The following is a 16,658-nucleotide window of genomic DNA, read 5'->3' as shown; positions in this document are numbered from 1 at the left end:
ACAAGATTGCCTTTATAGTACATCGATATTACACAGATATTGCACAGATATTACTCATACATCACACCGCATAATTGCGTGCCGGCCAAAATATGCCAGCCCGGGCCGCCAGCGCGCCGCGCTATCTGGCGGCGACAACCAGTATAATGCTCGGTTCATATCCACTATTGGCCGCACATCATGCAAGATAAATATAGTCCCGCCGACGTCGAACAAGCCGCCCAATCGCACTGGAAGGCGATCGACGCCTATAAAGCCGTCGAACACGACCCGCGTTTCCCAAAAGGCAAGTATTTTGCTTGCTCGATGCTACCTTACCCTTCGGGCAAGCTGCACATGGGTCACGTGCGCAACTATACGATCAATGACGTGATGTACCGCTACCTGCGCATGAACGGTTACAACGTGCTCATGCCGATGGGCTGGGATGCGTTCGGCATGCCGGCGGAAAACGCGGCCATGGCCAACAATGTGCCGCCTGCGCAATGGACGTACTCGAACATCGCCCACATGAAGCAGCAGATGGAATCGATGGGTCTGGCCATCGACTGGTCGCGCGAAATGACCGCCTGCAAGCCTGAATATTACAAATGGAACCAGTGGATGTTCCTGAAGATGCTGGAAAAAGGCATCATCTACAAAAAGACCGGTACCGTGAACTGGGACCCGATCGACCAGACCGTGCTGGCCAACGAGCAAGTCGTCGACGGCCGTGGCTGGCGCTCTGGCGCGCTGATCGAAAAGCGTGAAATCCCCATGTACTACGCGCGCATCACCGATTACGCGGAAGAATTGCTGGCCTATGTGGACGACAAGCTGCCCGGCTGGCCCGAGCGCGTGCGCACCATGCAGACCAACTGGATCGGCAAGTCGACGGGCGTGCGCTTCGCTTTCCCGCATGCAATCAAGGATGCGCATGGCGCCTTGATCGGCGACGGCAAGCTGTATGTGTTTACCACCCGCGCTGACACCGTCATGGGCGTGACCTTCTGCGCCGTGGCCGCCGAGCACCCGCTGGCCATCCACGCCGCGCAAAGCAATCCTGCACTGGCTGCCTTCAACGCCGAGTGCAAGCTGGGCTCCGTGATCGAAGCGGACATGGCGACAATGGAGAAGAAGGGCATGCCGACCGGCCTGTTCGTTACGCATCCGTTGACGGGCGAGCAAGTGGAAGTATGGGTCGGCAACTACGTCTTGATCACCTACGGCGACGGCGCCGTGATGGGCGTGCCGGCGCATGACGAACGCGATTTCGGCTTTGCCAAGAAATACAATTTGCCGATCAAGCAAGTCGTCGAAGTCAAGGGCCAGCAATTTTCGACCGACGCCTGGCAGGAATCGTATGGCAGCAAGGATGGCGTTTGTGTCGCCTCCGGCAAATACGACGGTCTGCATTTCGCGTCCGCCGTCGATGCGGTGGCCGCCGACCTGGCCGAACTGGGCCTGGGCGAAAAGAAAACCACGTTCCGCCTGCGCGACTGGGGCATTTCGCGCCAGCGCTACTGGGGCACGCCGATCCCGATGATCCATTGCGCCGACTGCGGCGTGGTGCCAGTGCCGGAAAAAGACTTGCCGGTGGTGCTGCCGGAAGACTGCGTGCCGGACGGCACGGGCAATCCCTTGAACAAGTACGAAGCGTTCCTGCAGTGCGACTGCCCGCAGTGCGGCAAACCGGCGCGCCGCGAGACGGACACCATGGACACCTTCGTCGATTCGTCGTGGTACTACATGCGCTATACCTCGCCAGGCTCGAACGACGCCATGGTCGACGCGCGCAACGATTACTGGATGCCGATGGACCAGTACATCGGTGGCATCGAACACGCCGTCATGCATTTGCTGTACGCGCGCTTCTGGACCAAGATCATGCGCGACTTCGGCCTGGTCAAGTTCGACGAACCTTTTGTGAACCTGCTGACGCAAGGCATGGTGCTCAACGAAACCTACTTCCGCAAGGATGCCGTGGGCAAGACCACCTGGTTCAATCCGGACGACGTGCGCCTGTCGCTCGATGACAAGGGCCGTCCGCAAAGCGCCATCCTGGTGGCCGATGGCCAGCCGGTGGAAATCGGCGGCACGGAAAAAATGTCGAAGTCGAAGAACAACGGCATCGACCCGCAAGCGCAGATCGAGCAGTACGGTGCTGACACGGCCCGTTTGTTTACCATGTTCGCCTCGCCGCCGGAACAGACCCTGGAATGGTCGGGCAGCGGCGTCGAAGGCGCGAACCGTTTCCTGCGCCGTGTGTGGACCTTCGGCTACGCCCAGTCGGCCACGATTCAAGCCGCATTGGCTGGCGGCGCCGCACCGGCCACCGGCGACGCGCAGAAACATCTGCGCCGCGAATTGCACAAGCTGCTGCAGCAAGCTGATTACGACTTGAAGCGCGTCCAGTACAACACCGTGGTGTCGGCCTGCATGAAGATGCTCAACACCCTCGAATCGGCCAAGTTAGACGATAGCGCGCAGTCGAAGGCATTGATCGCCGAAGGTTTTTCCATCTTCCTGCGCTTGCTCAATCCTGTCGCGCCGCACATCACCCACGTGCTGTGGCAAGAGTTGGGCTACGCCGGTGTGCAGGGCGACTTGCTCAACGCGCCGTGGCCGCAAGTCGATCCGCAAGCATTGGAGCAGTCCGAGATCGAGATGATGATCCAGGTGAACGGCAAGCTGCGCGGCTCGATCACCGTCTCCAAGGATGCCGACAAGGCCAGCATCGAAGCGGCTGCGCTGGCGTGCGAAAGTGTGCAAAAGTACGTCGAGACCACGCCGAAGAAGATCATCGTCGTGCCAGGAAAATTAATTAGCATCGTGGTGTAATCATGACGACTTCCTCTTCCGTTTCGCTGTTCGGCGGGCGCGCCTGGCGCGCCATGCTGGCCATCGCCCTGACCGTGCTGCTGTCGGCCTGCGGCTTTCATTTGCGCGGATCGAACGGAAGTTTCATGCTGCCGTTTGCGACGATGTACATCGGTTTGCCCGAGACATCGCCGCTGGCGATTGGCCTGAAGCGCTATATCCGCGCCATTGGCAGCACCCAGGTGGTCGACACCAAGGATGGCGCCGACGCTGTCCTTGAGGTGCTCAGCGATCCGGAGAGTAATCGTACTAAAAGCATATTGTCGTTGAATAGAAATGGCCGCGTGCAAGAGTACCAACTCGGCTATTCGATCAATTTCCGCGTCGTGGACAAGGCCGGCAACCAGCTGCTGGCACCGACGACCATCAACCTGGTGCGTCCGATCACCTTCGATGAATCGCAGGTACTGGCCAAGGAAACCGAGGAGGCGGCGCTGTACCGCGACATGCGCAACGATCTGGTGCAGCAGATCATGCGCCGCCTGGCGGCCATCAAACCGGTGCTGCCGGCCATGTCGGTGGCGCCAGTGACCCCGGTCGCGCCGGCAGCCCCGCAGCAGTAACGGGGACGCCATGCAATTGCGGATAGACGCGCTCGATGGGCATCTGGCCAAGCCGCTGGCGCAGCTGTATGTGATCACCAGCGACGAACACTTGCTGGCGCTGGAAGCGGCCGACAAGATCCGCCGCGCGGCGCGCGCGCAAGGGTTTTCCGAGCGTGACGTGCTGACGGTGGAACGCAGCTTCAAGTGGGGCGAACTGCTGGCGGCGAATCAGGAGTTGTCGCTGTTCGGCGATAAAAAACTGATCGAGCTGCGCATCCCTACCGGCAAGCCTGGCAAGGATGGTGGCGCCGCGCTGCAAAGCTATGCCAAAAACCTCAGCCCCGATAACCTGACACTGATCACCTTGCCCAAGCTGGACTGGGCCACGCAGAAGGCGGCGTGGGTGGCCAGCCTGCAGCAGGCGGCCGTGTATATCGAGATTGCGAATGTGGAGCGGGCACAGTTGCCGGCGTGGATATCCCAGCGTCTGGGCGCGCAGGGGCAGAGTGCCGAACGGGCCAGCATCGACTTCATTGCCGAGCGGGTGGAGGGCAATTTGCTGGCAGCGCACCAGGAAATTCAGAAACTGGGCTTGCTGCATGCAGCGGGCAAGCTGACGTATGAACAAGTGCAGGATGCGGTGCTGAACGTGGCCCGCTACGATGTCTTCAAGCTGTCCGAAGCCATGTTGGCCGGCGATCCGGCGCGCCTGGTGCGCATGCTCGAAGGCTTGAAAGGCGAAGGCGAGGCGCTGCCGCTGGTCTTGTGGGCCGTCTCCGAGGAAATCCGCACGCTGTTAAAATTGAAGGCCGGCATGGCGCAAGGTCGCCCATTGGGCGCGCTGCTGAAGGAATACCGCATCTGGGGACCGCGCGAGCGGATGATGGAACCGGCCCTGCGGCGCATTTCGCTGCCGGTGCTGGAAGCGGCGCTGCAGCAGGCGGCGCAGGTTGACAAGATGATCAAGGGCTTGCGCGCCAAGGGCTACGCGGGCGACGCCTGGGACGCCATGCTGCAGTTGGGCCTGAAGATCGCCCGAGGCTAGGTTTTTATAAATATGGATGGAAGCGGATACGAGCATGGATATCTCTGAATATATGCAGGACGTCGGTATGCGCGCGCGCGCGGCATCGCGCGCCATGGCGCGTGCTGACAGCGCCACGCGCAACCGCGCCTTGAGCCTGATCGCCGCCGCCATCGTGCGCGATGCCGATCTGCTGCGCGCGGCCAATCAGCGCGACCTCGATGCGGCGGCGGCCGCCGGTCTGGCGCCAGCCATGCTCGACCGTCTGACCTTATCCGACGCCGCCATCGCCAGCATGGTCGAAGGCTTGACGCAGATCGTTGCGCTGGCCGATCCGATCGGCGAAATATCGAACATGAAATATCGTCCGACGGGCATCCAGGTGGGGCAGATGCGCGTGCCGCTGGGCGTCATCGGCATCATCTATGAAGCGCGTCCGAACGTGACGATAGACGCCGCCGGCCTGTGCATCAAGAGCGGCAACGCGACGATTTTACGCGGCGGTTCGGAAGCGATTCATTGCAACCGTGCGCTGGCCAAGCTGGTGGCAGAGGGCTTGCTGGGAGCAGGTCTTCCGGCCGATGCCGTGCAAGTGATCGACACCATCGACCGCGCCGCCGTCGGCTGTCTGATCACCATGCCGCAATACGTGGACGTCATCGTGCCGCGCGGCGGCAAGGGACTGATCGCACGCCTGATGGAAGAGGCGACCGTGCCGATGATCAAGCACCTCGATGGCATCTGCCACGTGTATATCGACGCCAAGGCCGATATCAGGAAAGCGATTGATATCGGCTTCAACGCGAAGTGCCATCGCTACGGCACCTGCAACACCATGGAAACGCTGCTGGTGTCGCGCGCCATCGCCGCCAGCGTACTGCCACAGCTGGCCGAACTGTACCTGAGCAAGCAGGTGGAACTGCGTGCCGATCCTGAAAGCCATGCGATTCTGGCTGCCGCTTCCTATCCGCATCTGGTGCCGGCCACCGAGGAAGACTGGCGCACCGAATACCTGGCGGCGATCCTGTCGGTGAAGGTGGTCGACGGCATCGACGAAGCGATGGACCACATTAATCAGTATTCGTCCAAGCACACGGAGTCCATCATCACGGAAGACTACAGCGATGCGCTGCGCTTCTTGCGCGAAGTCGATTCCGCCTCGGTGATGGTGAATGCCTCGACGCGTTTCGCCGATGGTTTTGAATATGGCCTGGGCGCCGAGATCGGCATCTCGAACGACAAGCTGCACGCGCGCGGCCCGGTGGGACTGGAAGGCCTGACATCACTCAAGTACGTGGTCTTTGGCCACGGTGAAGTGCGCAAGTAAGAATGGTATGTAGTACGTCTTCGCGGGCGGCCCACAAGGTGGCCCGTGCTCTCATTTCTGTAGCTATCTGACACTGGGAACCCCATGCTCTATCTCTGGATCAAAGCCTTGCACATCGTCTTTGTCACATCCTGGTTTGCCGGCCTGTTTTATTTGCCGCGTATTTTCGTGAACCTGGCGATGGAGACGGAAACGGTAGCCACCGAGCGCCTGTTACTGATGGCGCGCAAACTGTACCGCTTCATGTCGGTGCTGGCGCTGCCGGCGATGGTGCTGGGGCTGGTGTTGATGTGGATGATGTTTGGTGGCGGGGAAGGCCGCGTGAAGATACCGGGCTGGATGCACGCCAAGCTGACCTTCGTGGTGCTGCTGCTCGGCTATCACCACGCCTGCGGCGCTATCTTGCGCAAGTTTGAAAAAGGTCTCAACAAGCGCAGCCATACCTGGTTCCGCTGGTTCAATGAAGTGCCGGTGGTAATGCTGTTGGTCGTTGTCGTGCTGGTCGTGGTCAAGCCTTTCTAGGGGAATCGAGATGAGTGCAAGCCAGAGCAAAGTCGTGCAGTATTTCTTCGCGCCCCACTCGCCATGGACCTACCTGGGTCACGCGCGCCTGATGGCCATCGCCGCGAAGACCGGCGCACAGATCGACATTCGTCCCTTTGACCTGGGCAAGGTCTTCAGCGTCTCGGGCGGCCTGCCGCTGGCCAAGCGCGCGCCGCAGCGCCAGGCGTATCGCCTGGCCGAACTGGCGCGCTGGTCGGCTTACCTGCAAGTGCCGCTGACCCTGCAGCCGAAGTTCTTCCCCGTGTCGCCGGAAGCGTCTGCCAAGCTCATCATCGCGACGCGATTGGCGCATGGCGTGGAAGCATCGCTGAAGCTGGCGCACGCTATCATGCGTGGCCTGTGGGCCGAAGAGCGCAACATCGGCGACGAGGAAACCCTGGTGCAGATCGCGCTCGATGCCGGTCTTGATGGCCGCCAGTTGCTGAAAACATCGGACACGGCCAGCGTGCAGGCCGAGTACGATGCCAACACGGAGGCCGCGACTGCCGCCAGCGTCTTCGGCTCGCCGTGGTACATCGTCGATGGCGAAGGATACTGGGGCCAGGACCGCCTCGATTTTGTCGAGCGCGCGCTGGCAGTAAAGTAGTTAGTACCGGGGTCAGACCCGTCGGGTCTGACCCCAGATTTCATTTGCTTTTAAGTAAAATTGTTTTTAACGGATAAAAGGTATCCTAATTATGGCTTCATATTTTTGCCCATGCCCGCGTGGCATGGAAGCGGCACTGGCCGAGGAACTGGGCGAGATTGCCCAGGATAGTACGACCATGAAGGTGCATAACCAGGTGCCGGGCGGCGTACACTGCTCGGGCGACCTGCTCGATTCCTACCGCATCAACCTGCATTCGCGCATCGCTTCGCGCGTGCTGATGCGCATGGCCCATTCCGGCTACAAGACGGAAAACGATATTTATGACCTGACCCTGGCGCAATCCTGGGAAGACTGGTTCGGCGTGCACCACACCATCCGTGTCGACGTCACGGCCGTGAAGTCGCCGCTGCGCAGCCTGGAATTTACCACCCTGAAGATCAAGGATGCGATCTGCGACCGCTTCCGCGACCAGTTCAACGAACGGCCATCGGTCAACACCAAGACGCCGGACATGCGCATCGTCGGCTTCCTCGACGCGCACACGTTTACGGTCTACCTCGACACCTCGGGCGAAGCCCTGTTCAAGCGCGGCTGGCGTGAAGAGACGGGCGACGCACCGCTGCGCGAAAACCTGGCCGCTGGCCTGTTGCGCGTGTCGGGCTGGAAGCCGGGCATGGTGCTGTTTGACCCGATGTGCGGTTCCGGCACCATCCTGGCCGAAGCGGCGCAGATGCTGCAAGGCATTCCACCGGGCGCCTCGCGCCAGTTCGCCTTCGAAAACTTCCACGACTTCGACCCAGCGCCGTGGAATGCCATGAAAAACGCCATCAAGGTCAATCCGCTGCCTGCCGAACCGACCATTTTCGGCAGCGACATCTCGGGCGACATGGTGGCCATGACGCGCCATAACCTGCGTTGTGCCGGCGTGCGCTTCGACGTGCCCTTGAAACAGATCGAGGCGCAGGAAGTCAAGCCGCCAAGCGACGTGCCGGGCATCATGCTGACCAACCCGCCATACGGCGAGCGTATCGGCGTGCGCGGCGATAGCACCATTCCGGAAGATGAACTGTCGACGTCCTTCTATTCGGCCATGGGCACGACGCTCAAGCAGCGCTTCGCTGGCTGGACCGTATTCCTGTTTACGGCCGACCTGGGCCTGCCCAAGCTGCTGCGCCTGAAAGAAGCGCGCAAGACGCCATTCTTCAACGGTGCGCTGGAATGCCGTTTGTTCCGTTTCGATATGGTGGCAGGCTACAACCGCCGCGAAGAAGCAAAGCCTAAAAATATCTGATTAAACCTACTGCGCGTCGTGACTTGCGGCCTGTGGTGCTCACCGTACTGAAGTACGGTTGCGCTCTGGGCCACAATTGACTTGCGCTCGCTACGGCTTTCTCAGATATTTTGGCAGCTGAGAAAGCCGGATGTGTCACCCTGGACCCGCCATGTTTCCCATCCCTCCGGCCAACGTGCCGCCCGACCCGGTCACGCCCGTTCCGCCGCCCGCCCCTAGCCATATGGCGCCGCTGAGCCGTGGTGCGCTGGCCATGATGCTGGCCGGCATGTCGATGCTCGGCCCCCTGTCGATCGACACGTATCTGCCGGCCTTTGGCGCGATCCAGGATTCGCTGCAAGCGTCACCGCTGGAAGTGCAGCAGTCGCTGACGTTCTACATGCTCGCTTTTGCCGGCATGGTGCTGTGGCATGGTGCGATCTCGGACACGTTTGGCCGGCGCAATGTCATCCTGGTGTCGCTGCTGATGTTTGCCATCGGCTCGCTCGGCTGTGCCTCGGCGCACACGGTGCACTATCTGTGGTTCTTCCGCATGATGCAGGGCATGTCAGCCGGCGCTGGCGTAGTGATCAGCCGCGCCATCATCCGCGACCTGTATGCCGATGCTGCAGCGGCGCGGTTGCTGTCGCTGGTGACGATGATCTTTTCCATCGCCCCGGCCGTGGCGCCGATTCTGGGTGGCTGGATCGTCATCTGGTTCGACTGGCGCTCGATCTTCCTGTTCCTCGCCCTTTACACGGTGATCTTGCTGGCCTTTTGCTACTGGCGCCTGCCTGAAACTTTGCCTTTGGCCAAACGCCAGCCTTTCAATCCCCGTTTCCTGGCATCGAGCTATGGACAGATCCTGCGCTCGCCCCTGTTCCACATCAAGGCCGGCATCGTCGCGCTCAATTTCGCCGGTTTGTTCCTGTTCATCACGGCAGCGCCGGAAATGCTGCCCAAGCAGCTGCACCTGGGACCATCGCAGTTTGGCTGGCTGTTCATTCCGTGCGTGAGCGGGATTTTCATGGGCGCCCTGGCGGCCAACCGTATCGCCGGCAAGGTGACGTTCGCGCGCCAGATCGGCATCGGCTTCACCTTCTTGCTGTGCGCGGCCAGCGTCAATGTCGCTTACCATCTGTTCTTGCCACCATCGCTGCCCTGGTCAGTGCTGCCGTTGTTCTTCTACACTTTCGGCATGTCGCTGGTGGGGCCGGGCGCGACCCTGCTGGCGCTCGACCTGTTCCCGCATATCCGCGGCACTGTCGCCTCGTGCCAGTCGTTCGCCAGCACCTTGCTGGGCGCTGTGGTGGCTGGCGTGATCTCGCCGCTGCTGTCCGGTTCCGTGCTGTGGCTGGCGTCGGGCCAACTGGCGTTCACGGGCTTGGCGCTGGTCCTGTGGCTGATCTCGAGGCGCTTTCGCCAGCGTTTGCTGGGTGCATTCAAGGCATAAGTTTTCTTGATGGAACGCTGGATTTTTTTCAACTTAATTTTCTGTATTGCAAGTAATATCGAGCGCTTATGATAAGATGATTTTTTTTCCGGCATCCTCTCAGGCAGTCTATTTTTGGGTTACAGGAGTGGGGGATTGCTCTGAACGTGGCCGCGCTTTGCTGCTGAGCGCTCTTCCTTTTCGAACCGGTAATGCCTGATACGATGCATCAATCTGATCAAGATATTCGCAATCGCCTGCTGATTGCCCGCCTGCCGGCCATGCCGCAGATTCTCATTAAGCTGATCGCCCACCTGCAGGCCGACGATGTCGGCATGCCAGAGTTGGCCGCCCTCATCGCCAAGGATGCGGGCATGACCAGCAAGATCCTCGGCGTGGCCAACAGCTCGGCCTACCATCGTCATGGCAAGCTCGTCAGCCTGGAACAGTCGCTCGTGTCGCTGGGTACGGATATGATCAAGACCCTGGTCATCAGCGAATCGGTCTTCCAGACCTTCAACAGTTTCCCCCATTCCGGCAGCACGGATTTGCGTGCTTTCTGGAAAAGCTCGCTGTCGGCCGCCGTCATGACGCGCGCGATTGCCAAGGCCATGGCCTATCCGCACGTCGAAGAAGCGTACCTGGCGGGCTTGCTGCACAATGTCGGTCGACTGGCTTTGCTCGCTGCGGCGCCGAAGGAATACGCGTTCAATTTTACGGCGCGCGACGATGCCGCCCTGTGCGCTGTCGAGCAGCGCACCTTGCAGATCACGCATGCCGAAGCGGGTGCCTGGCTGATCGAGCGCTGGCATCTCGATTCCTTCCTGGCCGACAGCGTGCTGTATCACCATGAGCCGCTGGCGCGCCTGGAGGCCAGTCATCCATTGATACGCATCGTGCGCCTGGCGCACCTGTTGTGCTGCCACGCCGACGACGCGGAATCGATTGCGCAGGCGGCGCAGCTATGCGCGCTGGAAGTGGAGGTACTGGAAAATCTGTCCGGCAGCATCGCGCGTCAGGTGGAGCAGGCGGCGCAGCACCTGGGTATTGACCTGGCCGGCGCAGACGATATCGTCACCCCGCCGGCGTATGCTTCGCCATCCGTCGATCCGGTGCAGCAGCGCCTGTCCGACGAAGTGCGCAATATGGTGCTGGTATCCGAAGTGGGCCAGACCTTTGCCCGCCAGCAGAGCGAGAGCAGCCTGCTCGAAGCCATCACGCGCTCGGCGCGCATCCTGTTCGACTTTGAAACTGCCGTCATCCTGCTGCAAAACTCTACCGGCCATGCGCTGGTGGGTGTGGCGGCCGGCGAACATCAGCAGCGTCTGGCCGGCTTCTCTATCCCGCTGGCCAAGGGCGGTCCGCTGGCCGTTTCGGCACTCGAGTGCCAACTGGCGTTCTTGAAGCGCGACATGCCGGCGCTGGGCATCGTCGAGGAGCAGCTATTCCGCATCCTCGGCACCGACAGCCTGGTCTGCCTGCCCTTGGTGGCGGGCCAGCGCAGCCTTGGGGTGCTGATAGGCGGTGTGGCGGCGTGGCAGATTGGCGCTTGCCAGAAGCGCCAAGGTTTCTTGCGCGCGTATGCCAACCAGGCCGCCGTTGCGCTGGAAACGGCCGTCAATGCGCGCGGCCAGGCACGGCGCCAGCTCGACCACGTGGCCGAGGAATACCGTGCCGCGTCGCGCCGTGTCGTGCATGAAGTGAATAATCCGCTGTCCATCATCAAGAACTACCTGAGCGTACTCGATCACAAGCTGGAGAAACGCGAGCCGGTCAGCGGCGAGATGGCTATCCTGAACGAGGAAATCGACCGCGTCGGGCAGTTGATCGGCGGCCTGGCTGATTTGCAGCCCGTGGATGCGGGCAGCGTCACCGATTGTGCGCGCGTGGTCGACGATGTGCTGCGATTGTTCCGCGTCACCGACTTCCTGCCGCCGAAGATCGAGGTGGTCACGCGCATGCGCGACGCGCCATGCGAGGTAGAGGCCGATGCCGACATGCTCAAGCAAATCCTGCTCAACCTGCTGAAAAACGCCGTCGAAGCACTGCCCGATGGCGGGCGTATCGAAGTGGTGAACCGGGGCCACATCAACCGGGACCGTCGTCTGTATCTGGAATTGTGCGTCAGCGATAATGGTGCCGGCCTGGCGCCGGAGGTGCTGGCCAATCTGTTTTCTCCCGTGCGCAGCAACAAGGAGGGAGCGCATCATGGCCTGGGCTTGTCCATCGTGCATGACCTGGTCACGCGTCTGCATGGCGTGATTGGCTGCCGCAGCAGCAAGTCCGGCACGTCGTTTGAAATTTTACTTCCCATTCCCGTGCCGACGAGCGCTGCAGCCGCGCTGCCTGCGCCCGGCAAGGCCGCCTTGTCTGCGTAATGTCCATGAACTCCTTTGCCATTCCATTTGACCTGAAAAACAGCCCGCGCATCCTGCTGGTCGACGACGAGCCCCGCCTGCTCGCCTCCCTCCACGAATTGCTGAAAGACCGCGGCTACCAACTGTACACGGCCACCTGTGGCAGCGAGGCGCTGGCGCAGTTGTCGAAACTGCGCTTCGACCTGATCCTGCTCGATTTGCGCCTGCCCGACATGAGCGGCCATGAAATCATGGACCACATCAACCGGCGCGGCATCGAGGGTGACGTGATCGTCATGAGCGGCGACGTTGGCATCGAAGCCGCCATCGGCGCCCTGAAACGTGGCGCCTATGATTATTTGCGCAAGCCCTATAGCCGCGAGGAGCTGCTCAAGACGGTGGAGAACGCGCTGCAAAAGCGCAAGCTGGCGCTGGAGAACGAGCGCATCGCGCTGCAGCTGGAAAACTCGGAAAAGATGTACCGCTATCTGGTCGACAGCTCGCCCGACATCATCTACACCTTGAACCACGAAGGCCGCATTACCTTCATCAACGACAGGGTGCACCAGTTGCTGGGCTTTAGCCGCGAAGAGCTGATCGGCAGCCATTATTCGATCCTCGTGCACGATGAAGATCAGGAGCGGGCGCGCTATGCCTTCAATGAGCGCCGTCTCGACGAGCGCGCCTCGCGCAATGTGGAACTGCGCCTGAAGTGCCATAGCGGCAGCGGCAGCGACCGCACCTTCAACAATACCCTGATGACGATTCCGCTCAATTCGATCGGCATGCACAGCCTCGATCACGAGGCCCGGAAGCAGGAATACTTTGGCACCTACGGCGTGGCGCGCGACATCACCGACCGCAAGCGCGCCGAGGAAGTCATTTCTTATCAGGCTTATCACGATATCCTGACGGACCTGCCGAACCGCATGCTGTTCAATGATCGCCTGGGCCTGGCCGTGATCCAGGCGCGGCGCAAGCTGACGGAACTGGCCGTGATGTTCATCGATCTGGATCGCTTCAAGCTGGTCAACGATACCCTGGGCCACGTCAAGGGCGATGAGTTGCTGCAGCAGGTGGCGCTGCGCCTGAAGGATTGTTTGCGTCGCGGCGATACGCTGGCGCGCCAGGGTGGCGATGAGTTCACCATCGTTCTGCCGGAACTGCGCGACCGCCAGGATGCGCGCCTGATCGCCGACAAATTCCTTGAATGCCTGCACCAGCCTTTCGACCTCGATGGCAACCAGGTGCATATTTCGGCGTCCATCGGCATCGCCATCTATCCGGGCGACGGCGAGACCATCGACGAGCTGTTGCGCCATGCCGACATTGCCATGTATCAGGTCAAGGCGTTGGGCAAGAACGGCCATAGTTTTTATCATGAATCGATGCTCGATGTGTCGCACCAGAAGATCGCGCTCGAGCAGAGCTTGCGCAAGGCGCTGGAGCTGAACCAGCTGGAAATGTATTACCAGCCGCAGGTGGATGTGACGACGGGCCGCATCGTTGGCGCCGAAGGCCTGATGCGCTGGAACCATCCGCAGCGCGGCTTGCTGACGGCCGGCGAATTCCTGCCGTTTGCCGAGGAAAACGGCTTGATGCTGCCGATCTCGGACTGGATGCTGGGCGCCTTGTGCCGCGATCTGGTGCAGTGGAACGCGGCCGGTGGCGAAGCCGTGCGCCTGTCGCTCAATTTGTCGCCGCAATACCTGGACCGGGGCGACTTTTTCGAAAAGATGCGCGGCGCGCTGACGCGCTATGGCATCGCACCGGGAAAGATCGAAGTGGAAATCACGGAAAACATCTGCATCCGCAATCCGCAATATGCGATCGAGCAGTTGAACAAGCTATGCCAGCTGGGCGTGTCGGTCGCCATCGACGATTTCGGCACCGGCTATTCCTCGCTGTCGTATCTGCACCGCTTCCCCATCCACACCATCAAGATTGATCAGTCCTTCGTCAAGGAAGTCCAAGACGAGCACGGACACTATCCCGTCATCCTGGCCATCATCTCGATCGCGCGCGGACTGGGTCTGCACCTGATTGCCGAAGGCGTGGAAACGGAAAGCCAGGCGCGTTATCTGCAGGACAAGGGCTGCACCACGATGCAGGGCTATCTGTACCACCGGCCCATTTCCCTGGGCAGCTTCATCGGCGTGCTGCAAGAGCAGAACCGCCTGATCGCCGATGTTGGATCGGACACACTACAGCCGCTGGCTATCGAGGCCTGATCCATGCCGCCAGCCGATCCTCGCTACACTGCCGATTACCTGCGCCTGAAAGGACTGGCCGAGAAGGGCAATGCGAATGCCCAGCACAGCCTGGGCTTCATGTATTTCAACGGCCAGGGTATCGAACAAAGCTATGCGCAGGCATTGCATTGGTATCGCCTGGCTGCCGCGCAGGGGCTCGAGCATGCGCAATACAACCTGGGCGTCATGTGCCAGAAGGGGCAGGGCGTGGCACAGGATTTTGTGCAGGCTGCGCACTGGTACCAGAAGGCGGCCGAGCAGGGTTACGCGGCGGCGCAGTACAACCTGGGCTGGCTGTATGCCAAGGGCCAGGGTATGGCGCAAGATAGCGCGCTAGCCATGCTGTGGTTCAGCCGCGCGGCCGAGCAGGGCGACGCCGGCGCGCAAAATAATCTGGGCATGATGTATGACAATGGCAAGGGCGTGCCGCAGGATTTCGTGCAAGCCATCAATTGGTACCGCAAGGCGGCCGAGCAGGGTTATGCGCGCGCCCAGTTCAACTTTGGCCTGCGCTATGACAATGGTCAGGGCGTGCGACAGGACCGCCAGCAGGCGACTGCCTGGCTGCGCAAGGCGGCCGAGCAGGGCTATGCGCCGGCTCAGTTCAACCTGGCGCTGCGCTATGAAAACGGTGACGTGTTGGCGCAGGACAGTGGACAGGCGATCAGCTGGTACCGGCGCGCCGCCGAGCAAGGCCACGCCAGTTCACAGTTCAATCTGGGCCTGATTTACGACAATGGCCAGGGCGTGCCCTGTGATAAGCAGGCCGCACTCGACTGGTATAGCAAGGCGGCAGGGCAGGGGCACGCGGCGGCCCAGCACAACCTGGGCCTGCACCATGAACATGGCGCGCAAGACTATACCCAGGCGCAGGTGTTCTACCGCCAGGCGGCCGCGCAGGGCTTTCCCGCCGCGCAGTATCAGCTGGGACTGTTGCATGAGCATGGGCAGGGTACGCCAGTCGATGCGCAGGAAGCCATCTTCTGGTATCGCAAGGCAGCCGACCAGGGACACGTGCGAGCGCAGTTCGACCTCGGCCTGCGCTATGAACATGGCCAGGGTGTGCCGCAGGATTTGGCGCTGGCGCTGGAGTGGTACCGCCGCGCCGCCGAGCAAGATTACGCGCCGGCGCAATACATGCAGGGCGTCTTGCACGACCGCGACGATGGCCCGGCGCCCGATAGCCAGTTGGCCTGCGCCTGCTATTGCCGCGCCGCCGCGCAGGGCCACAGCCTGGCCCAGTTTGCGCTGGGCCTGCGGCATGATAATGGCCAGGATGTACCGCAGGATTATGCTGCCGCCTGGGATTGGTATGCGCTGGCCGCGCGCCAGGGGCATGCACGGGCGCAAATGAACCTGGGCCTGATGGCGGCCAGCGGCCAGGGCGGTCCGCTCGACTTGCAGCAGGCGTATATCTGGTTGTCGATGGCCGAGGCGGCCGGCGTAGCCGGTGCGGAAAAATCCTTGCGCCAGACAGCGGCGCGCATGCGTGAAACGGATCTGGCGCGCGTGCGCGAACATCTGGCGGTGATCGCCGGCTAAGCTTCGCCGCCGCCGTTAGCGTGCGCGGCTATAACAGCAGGTGCGGTAGTGTCCTGCCCCTGCGCCATCTGCAGCCCCCTTGTTTGTCCCGCTCACAAAAAGTGCCGCAGCATTTGCAGTGTTGATGTGCTAAGGTTCCACAAGAAGGTGGTCTGTACATTCTTTACAATAGGAAAACCATGCGCTTAATTCCTTTCCCTTTCCCTGGCCGTCCGGCCGTCATCCTGTGTGCGTTGGCGCTGCTGTCGTCTGGCGCCAGCGCCGCCAATGTCTTCGATGCCCTCAGCAACAAGGATGCCAGCAATGGCTTGAAAGCGGCACTGGAAACCGGTTCCGCTGCCGCCGTATTGAAACTGGGCGTCGAGAACGGCTTCCTGAACAACGACAAGGTCAAGATCAAGCTGCCCGGCATCCTGGAGCAAGCCCAGCCTTTACTGAAAATGACGGGCCGCGGCCAGCAATTGGACGATCTGGTGGTGGCGATGAACCGTGCCGCCGAATCGGCCGTGCCCATGGCCAAGCCTTTGCTGCTCGATGCGGTCAAGTCGATGAGCGTGAGCGATGCGAAAAATATCCTGTCCGGTGGCGATACATCGGTGACGGACTTTTTTCGCCAGAAAACATCGGCGCCGCTCGCTGTCAAATTCATGCCCATCGTGAAATCCGTCACCGACCGTTCCGGTCTGGCCAGCAAATACAACAGTACCATGAGCCAGATCGGCAAGACCGGACTGGTGCCACCGCAGCAATCGACAGTGGAAGCTTACGTGACCGACCGGGCGATTGACGGCCTGTACCTGATGATAGGCGAGGAAGAAAAAGCCATCCGCAGTAATCCGCTCGCTTACGGCAGCAAGATAATCGGCAAAGTGTTTGGCAGCTTGAAGTGAGTGTTAC

12 protein-coding genes are annotated in these 16,658 nt (G+C 61.0%); all 12 read left to right on the top strand.

Features of this window, described 5'->3' with window-relative positions; translation table 11 throughout:
• Positions 1-180 precede the first annotated feature (180 nt).
• The 12 genes from leuS to H4V96_RS19735 all read left to right on the top strand — a co-directional run bounded on the left by leuS (position 181) and on the right by H4V96_RS19735 (position 16,651).
• Complete coding sequence (leuS, locus tag H4V96_RS19790; RefSeq protein WP_010401750.1) at positions 181-2,820, top strand: leucine--tRNA ligase; 2,640 nt, start codon at positions 181-183, stop codon at positions 2,818-2,820.
• A gap of 2 nt (positions 2,821-2,822) precedes the next feature.
• Positions 2,823-3,422 carry an LPS assembly lipoprotein LptE gene (gene lptE, locus H4V96_RS19785; protein ID WP_196855653.1) on the top strand — a complete coding sequence of 200 codons (600 nt, stop codon included), beginning with the start codon at positions 2,823-2,825 and terminating at the stop codon, positions 3,420-3,422.
• A gap of 10 nt (positions 3,423-3,432) precedes the next feature.
• A complete protein-coding gene (holA, locus tag H4V96_RS19780) occupies positions 3,433-4,449 on the top strand; it encodes a DNA polymerase III subunit delta (protein WP_010401748.1) in 1,017 nt (338 codons plus the stop codon).
• A 34-nt stretch (positions 4,450-4,483) separates the two neighbouring features.
• On the top strand, positions 4,484-5,755 hold the full coding sequence (locus tag H4V96_RS19775) for a glutamate-5-semialdehyde dehydrogenase (RefSeq protein ID WP_196855652.1): 1,272 nt from the start codon (positions 4,484-4,486) through the stop codon (positions 5,753-5,755).
• Between the two features lie 84 nt (positions 5,756-5,839).
• Complete coding sequence (locus H4V96_RS19770; RefSeq protein WP_010401744.1) at positions 5,840-6,277, top strand: CopD family protein; 438 nt, start codon at positions 5,840-5,842, stop codon at positions 6,275-6,277.
• A gap of 10 nt (positions 6,278-6,287) precedes the next feature.
• Positions 6,288-6,905, top strand: a complete 618-nt coding sequence (locus H4V96_RS19765) for a 2-hydroxychromene-2-carboxylate isomerase (protein ID WP_196855651.1) — start codon at positions 6,288-6,290, stop codon at positions 6,903-6,905.
• Between the two features lie 124 nt (positions 6,906-7,029).
• Positions 7,030-8,199 (top strand): class I SAM-dependent RNA methyltransferase, encoded by a 1,170-nt coding sequence (locus tag H4V96_RS19760; RefSeq protein WP_010401742.1) that lies wholly within the window; start codon positions 7,030-7,032, stop codon positions 8,197-8,199.
• 151 nt (positions 8,200-8,350) lie between these two features.
• Positions 8,351-9,631, top strand: coding sequence for a multidrug effflux MFS transporter (locus H4V96_RS19755; protein ID WP_196855650.1), 1,281 nt, complete (start codon positions 8,351-8,353; stop codon positions 9,629-9,631).
• Positions 9,632-9,834: 203 nt separating this feature from the next.
• Positions 9,835-11,988 (top strand): HDOD domain-containing protein, encoded by a 2,154-nt coding sequence (locus H4V96_RS19750; protein WP_196855649.1) that lies wholly within the window; start codon positions 9,835-9,837, stop codon positions 11,986-11,988.
• Positions 11,988-14,198 carry an EAL domain-containing protein gene (locus H4V96_RS19745; RefSeq protein WP_196855648.1) on the top strand — a complete coding sequence of 737 codons (2,211 nt, stop codon included), beginning with the start codon at positions 11,988-11,990 and terminating at the stop codon, positions 14,196-14,198. The genes H4V96_RS19750 and H4V96_RS19745 overlap by 1 nt, the downstream gene beginning before the upstream one ends.
• 3 nt (positions 14,199-14,201) lie before the next feature.
• Positions 14,202-15,761 carry a tetratricopeptide repeat protein gene (locus H4V96_RS19740; RefSeq protein ID WP_196855647.1) on the top strand — a complete coding sequence of 520 codons (1,560 nt, stop codon included), beginning with the start codon at positions 14,202-14,204 and terminating at the stop codon, positions 15,759-15,761.
• Positions 15,762-15,940: 179 nt separating this feature from the next.
• Positions 15,941-16,651, top strand: a complete 711-nt coding sequence (locus H4V96_RS19735) for a DUF4197 domain-containing protein (protein WP_196855646.1) — start codon at positions 15,941-15,943, stop codon at positions 16,649-16,651.
• The last annotated feature ends 7 nt before the right edge of the window (positions 16,652-16,658 follow it).

It is taken from the genome of Janthinobacterium sp. CG_23.4 (assembly GCF_029892305.1).
GTDB classification, from domain to species: Bacteria; Pseudomonadota; Gammaproteobacteria; order Burkholderiales; family Burkholderiaceae_D; genus Janthinobacterium; species Janthinobacterium lividum_D.
Note: the sequence above shows the minus strand (reverse complement) of the source record. Positions and strands in the feature narration are given on the sequence as shown.

Coding starts and splice junctions, on each gene's coding strand:
- lptE (WP_196855653.1), top strand. CDS start 2,823: ATGACGACTTCCTCTTCCGTTTCGCTGTTCGGCGGGCGCGCCTGGCGC.
- H4V96_RS19775 (WP_196855652.1), top strand. CDS start 4,484: ATGGATATCTCTGAATATATGCAGGACGTCGGTATGCGCGCGCGCGCG.
- H4V96_RS19745 (WP_196855648.1), top strand. CDS start 11,988: ATGTCCATGAACTCCTTTGCCATTCCATTTGACCTGAAAAACAGCCCG.
- leuS (WP_010401750.1), top strand. CDS start 181: ATGCAAGATAAATATAGTCCCGCCGACGTCGAACAAGCCGCCCAATCG.
- H4V96_RS19755 (WP_196855650.1), top strand. CDS start 8,351: ATGTTTCCCATCCCTCCGGCCAACGTGCCGCCCGACCCGGTCACGCCC.
- H4V96_RS19760 (WP_010401742.1), top strand. CDS start 7,030: ATGGAAGCGGCACTGGCCGAGGAACTGGGCGAGATTGCCCAGGATAGT.
- H4V96_RS19765 (WP_196855651.1), top strand. CDS start 6,288: ATGAGTGCAAGCCAGAGCAAAGTCGTGCAGTATTTCTTCGCGCCCCAC.
- H4V96_RS19735 (WP_196855646.1), top strand. CDS start 15,941: ATGCGCTTAATTCCTTTCCCTTTCCCTGGCCGTCCGGCCGTCATCCTG.
- holA (WP_010401748.1), top strand. CDS start 3,433: ATGCAATTGCGGATAGACGCGCTCGATGGGCATCTGGCCAAGCCGCTG.
- H4V96_RS19770 (WP_010401744.1), top strand. CDS start 5,840: ATGCTCTATCTCTGGATCAAAGCCTTGCACATCGTCTTTGTCACATCC.
- H4V96_RS19750 (WP_196855649.1), top strand. CDS start 9,835: ATGCATCAATCTGATCAAGATATTCGCAATCGCCTGCTGATTGCCCGC.
- H4V96_RS19740 (WP_196855647.1), top strand. CDS start 14,202: ATGCCGCCAGCCGATCCTCGCTACACTGCCGATTACCTGCGCCTGAAA.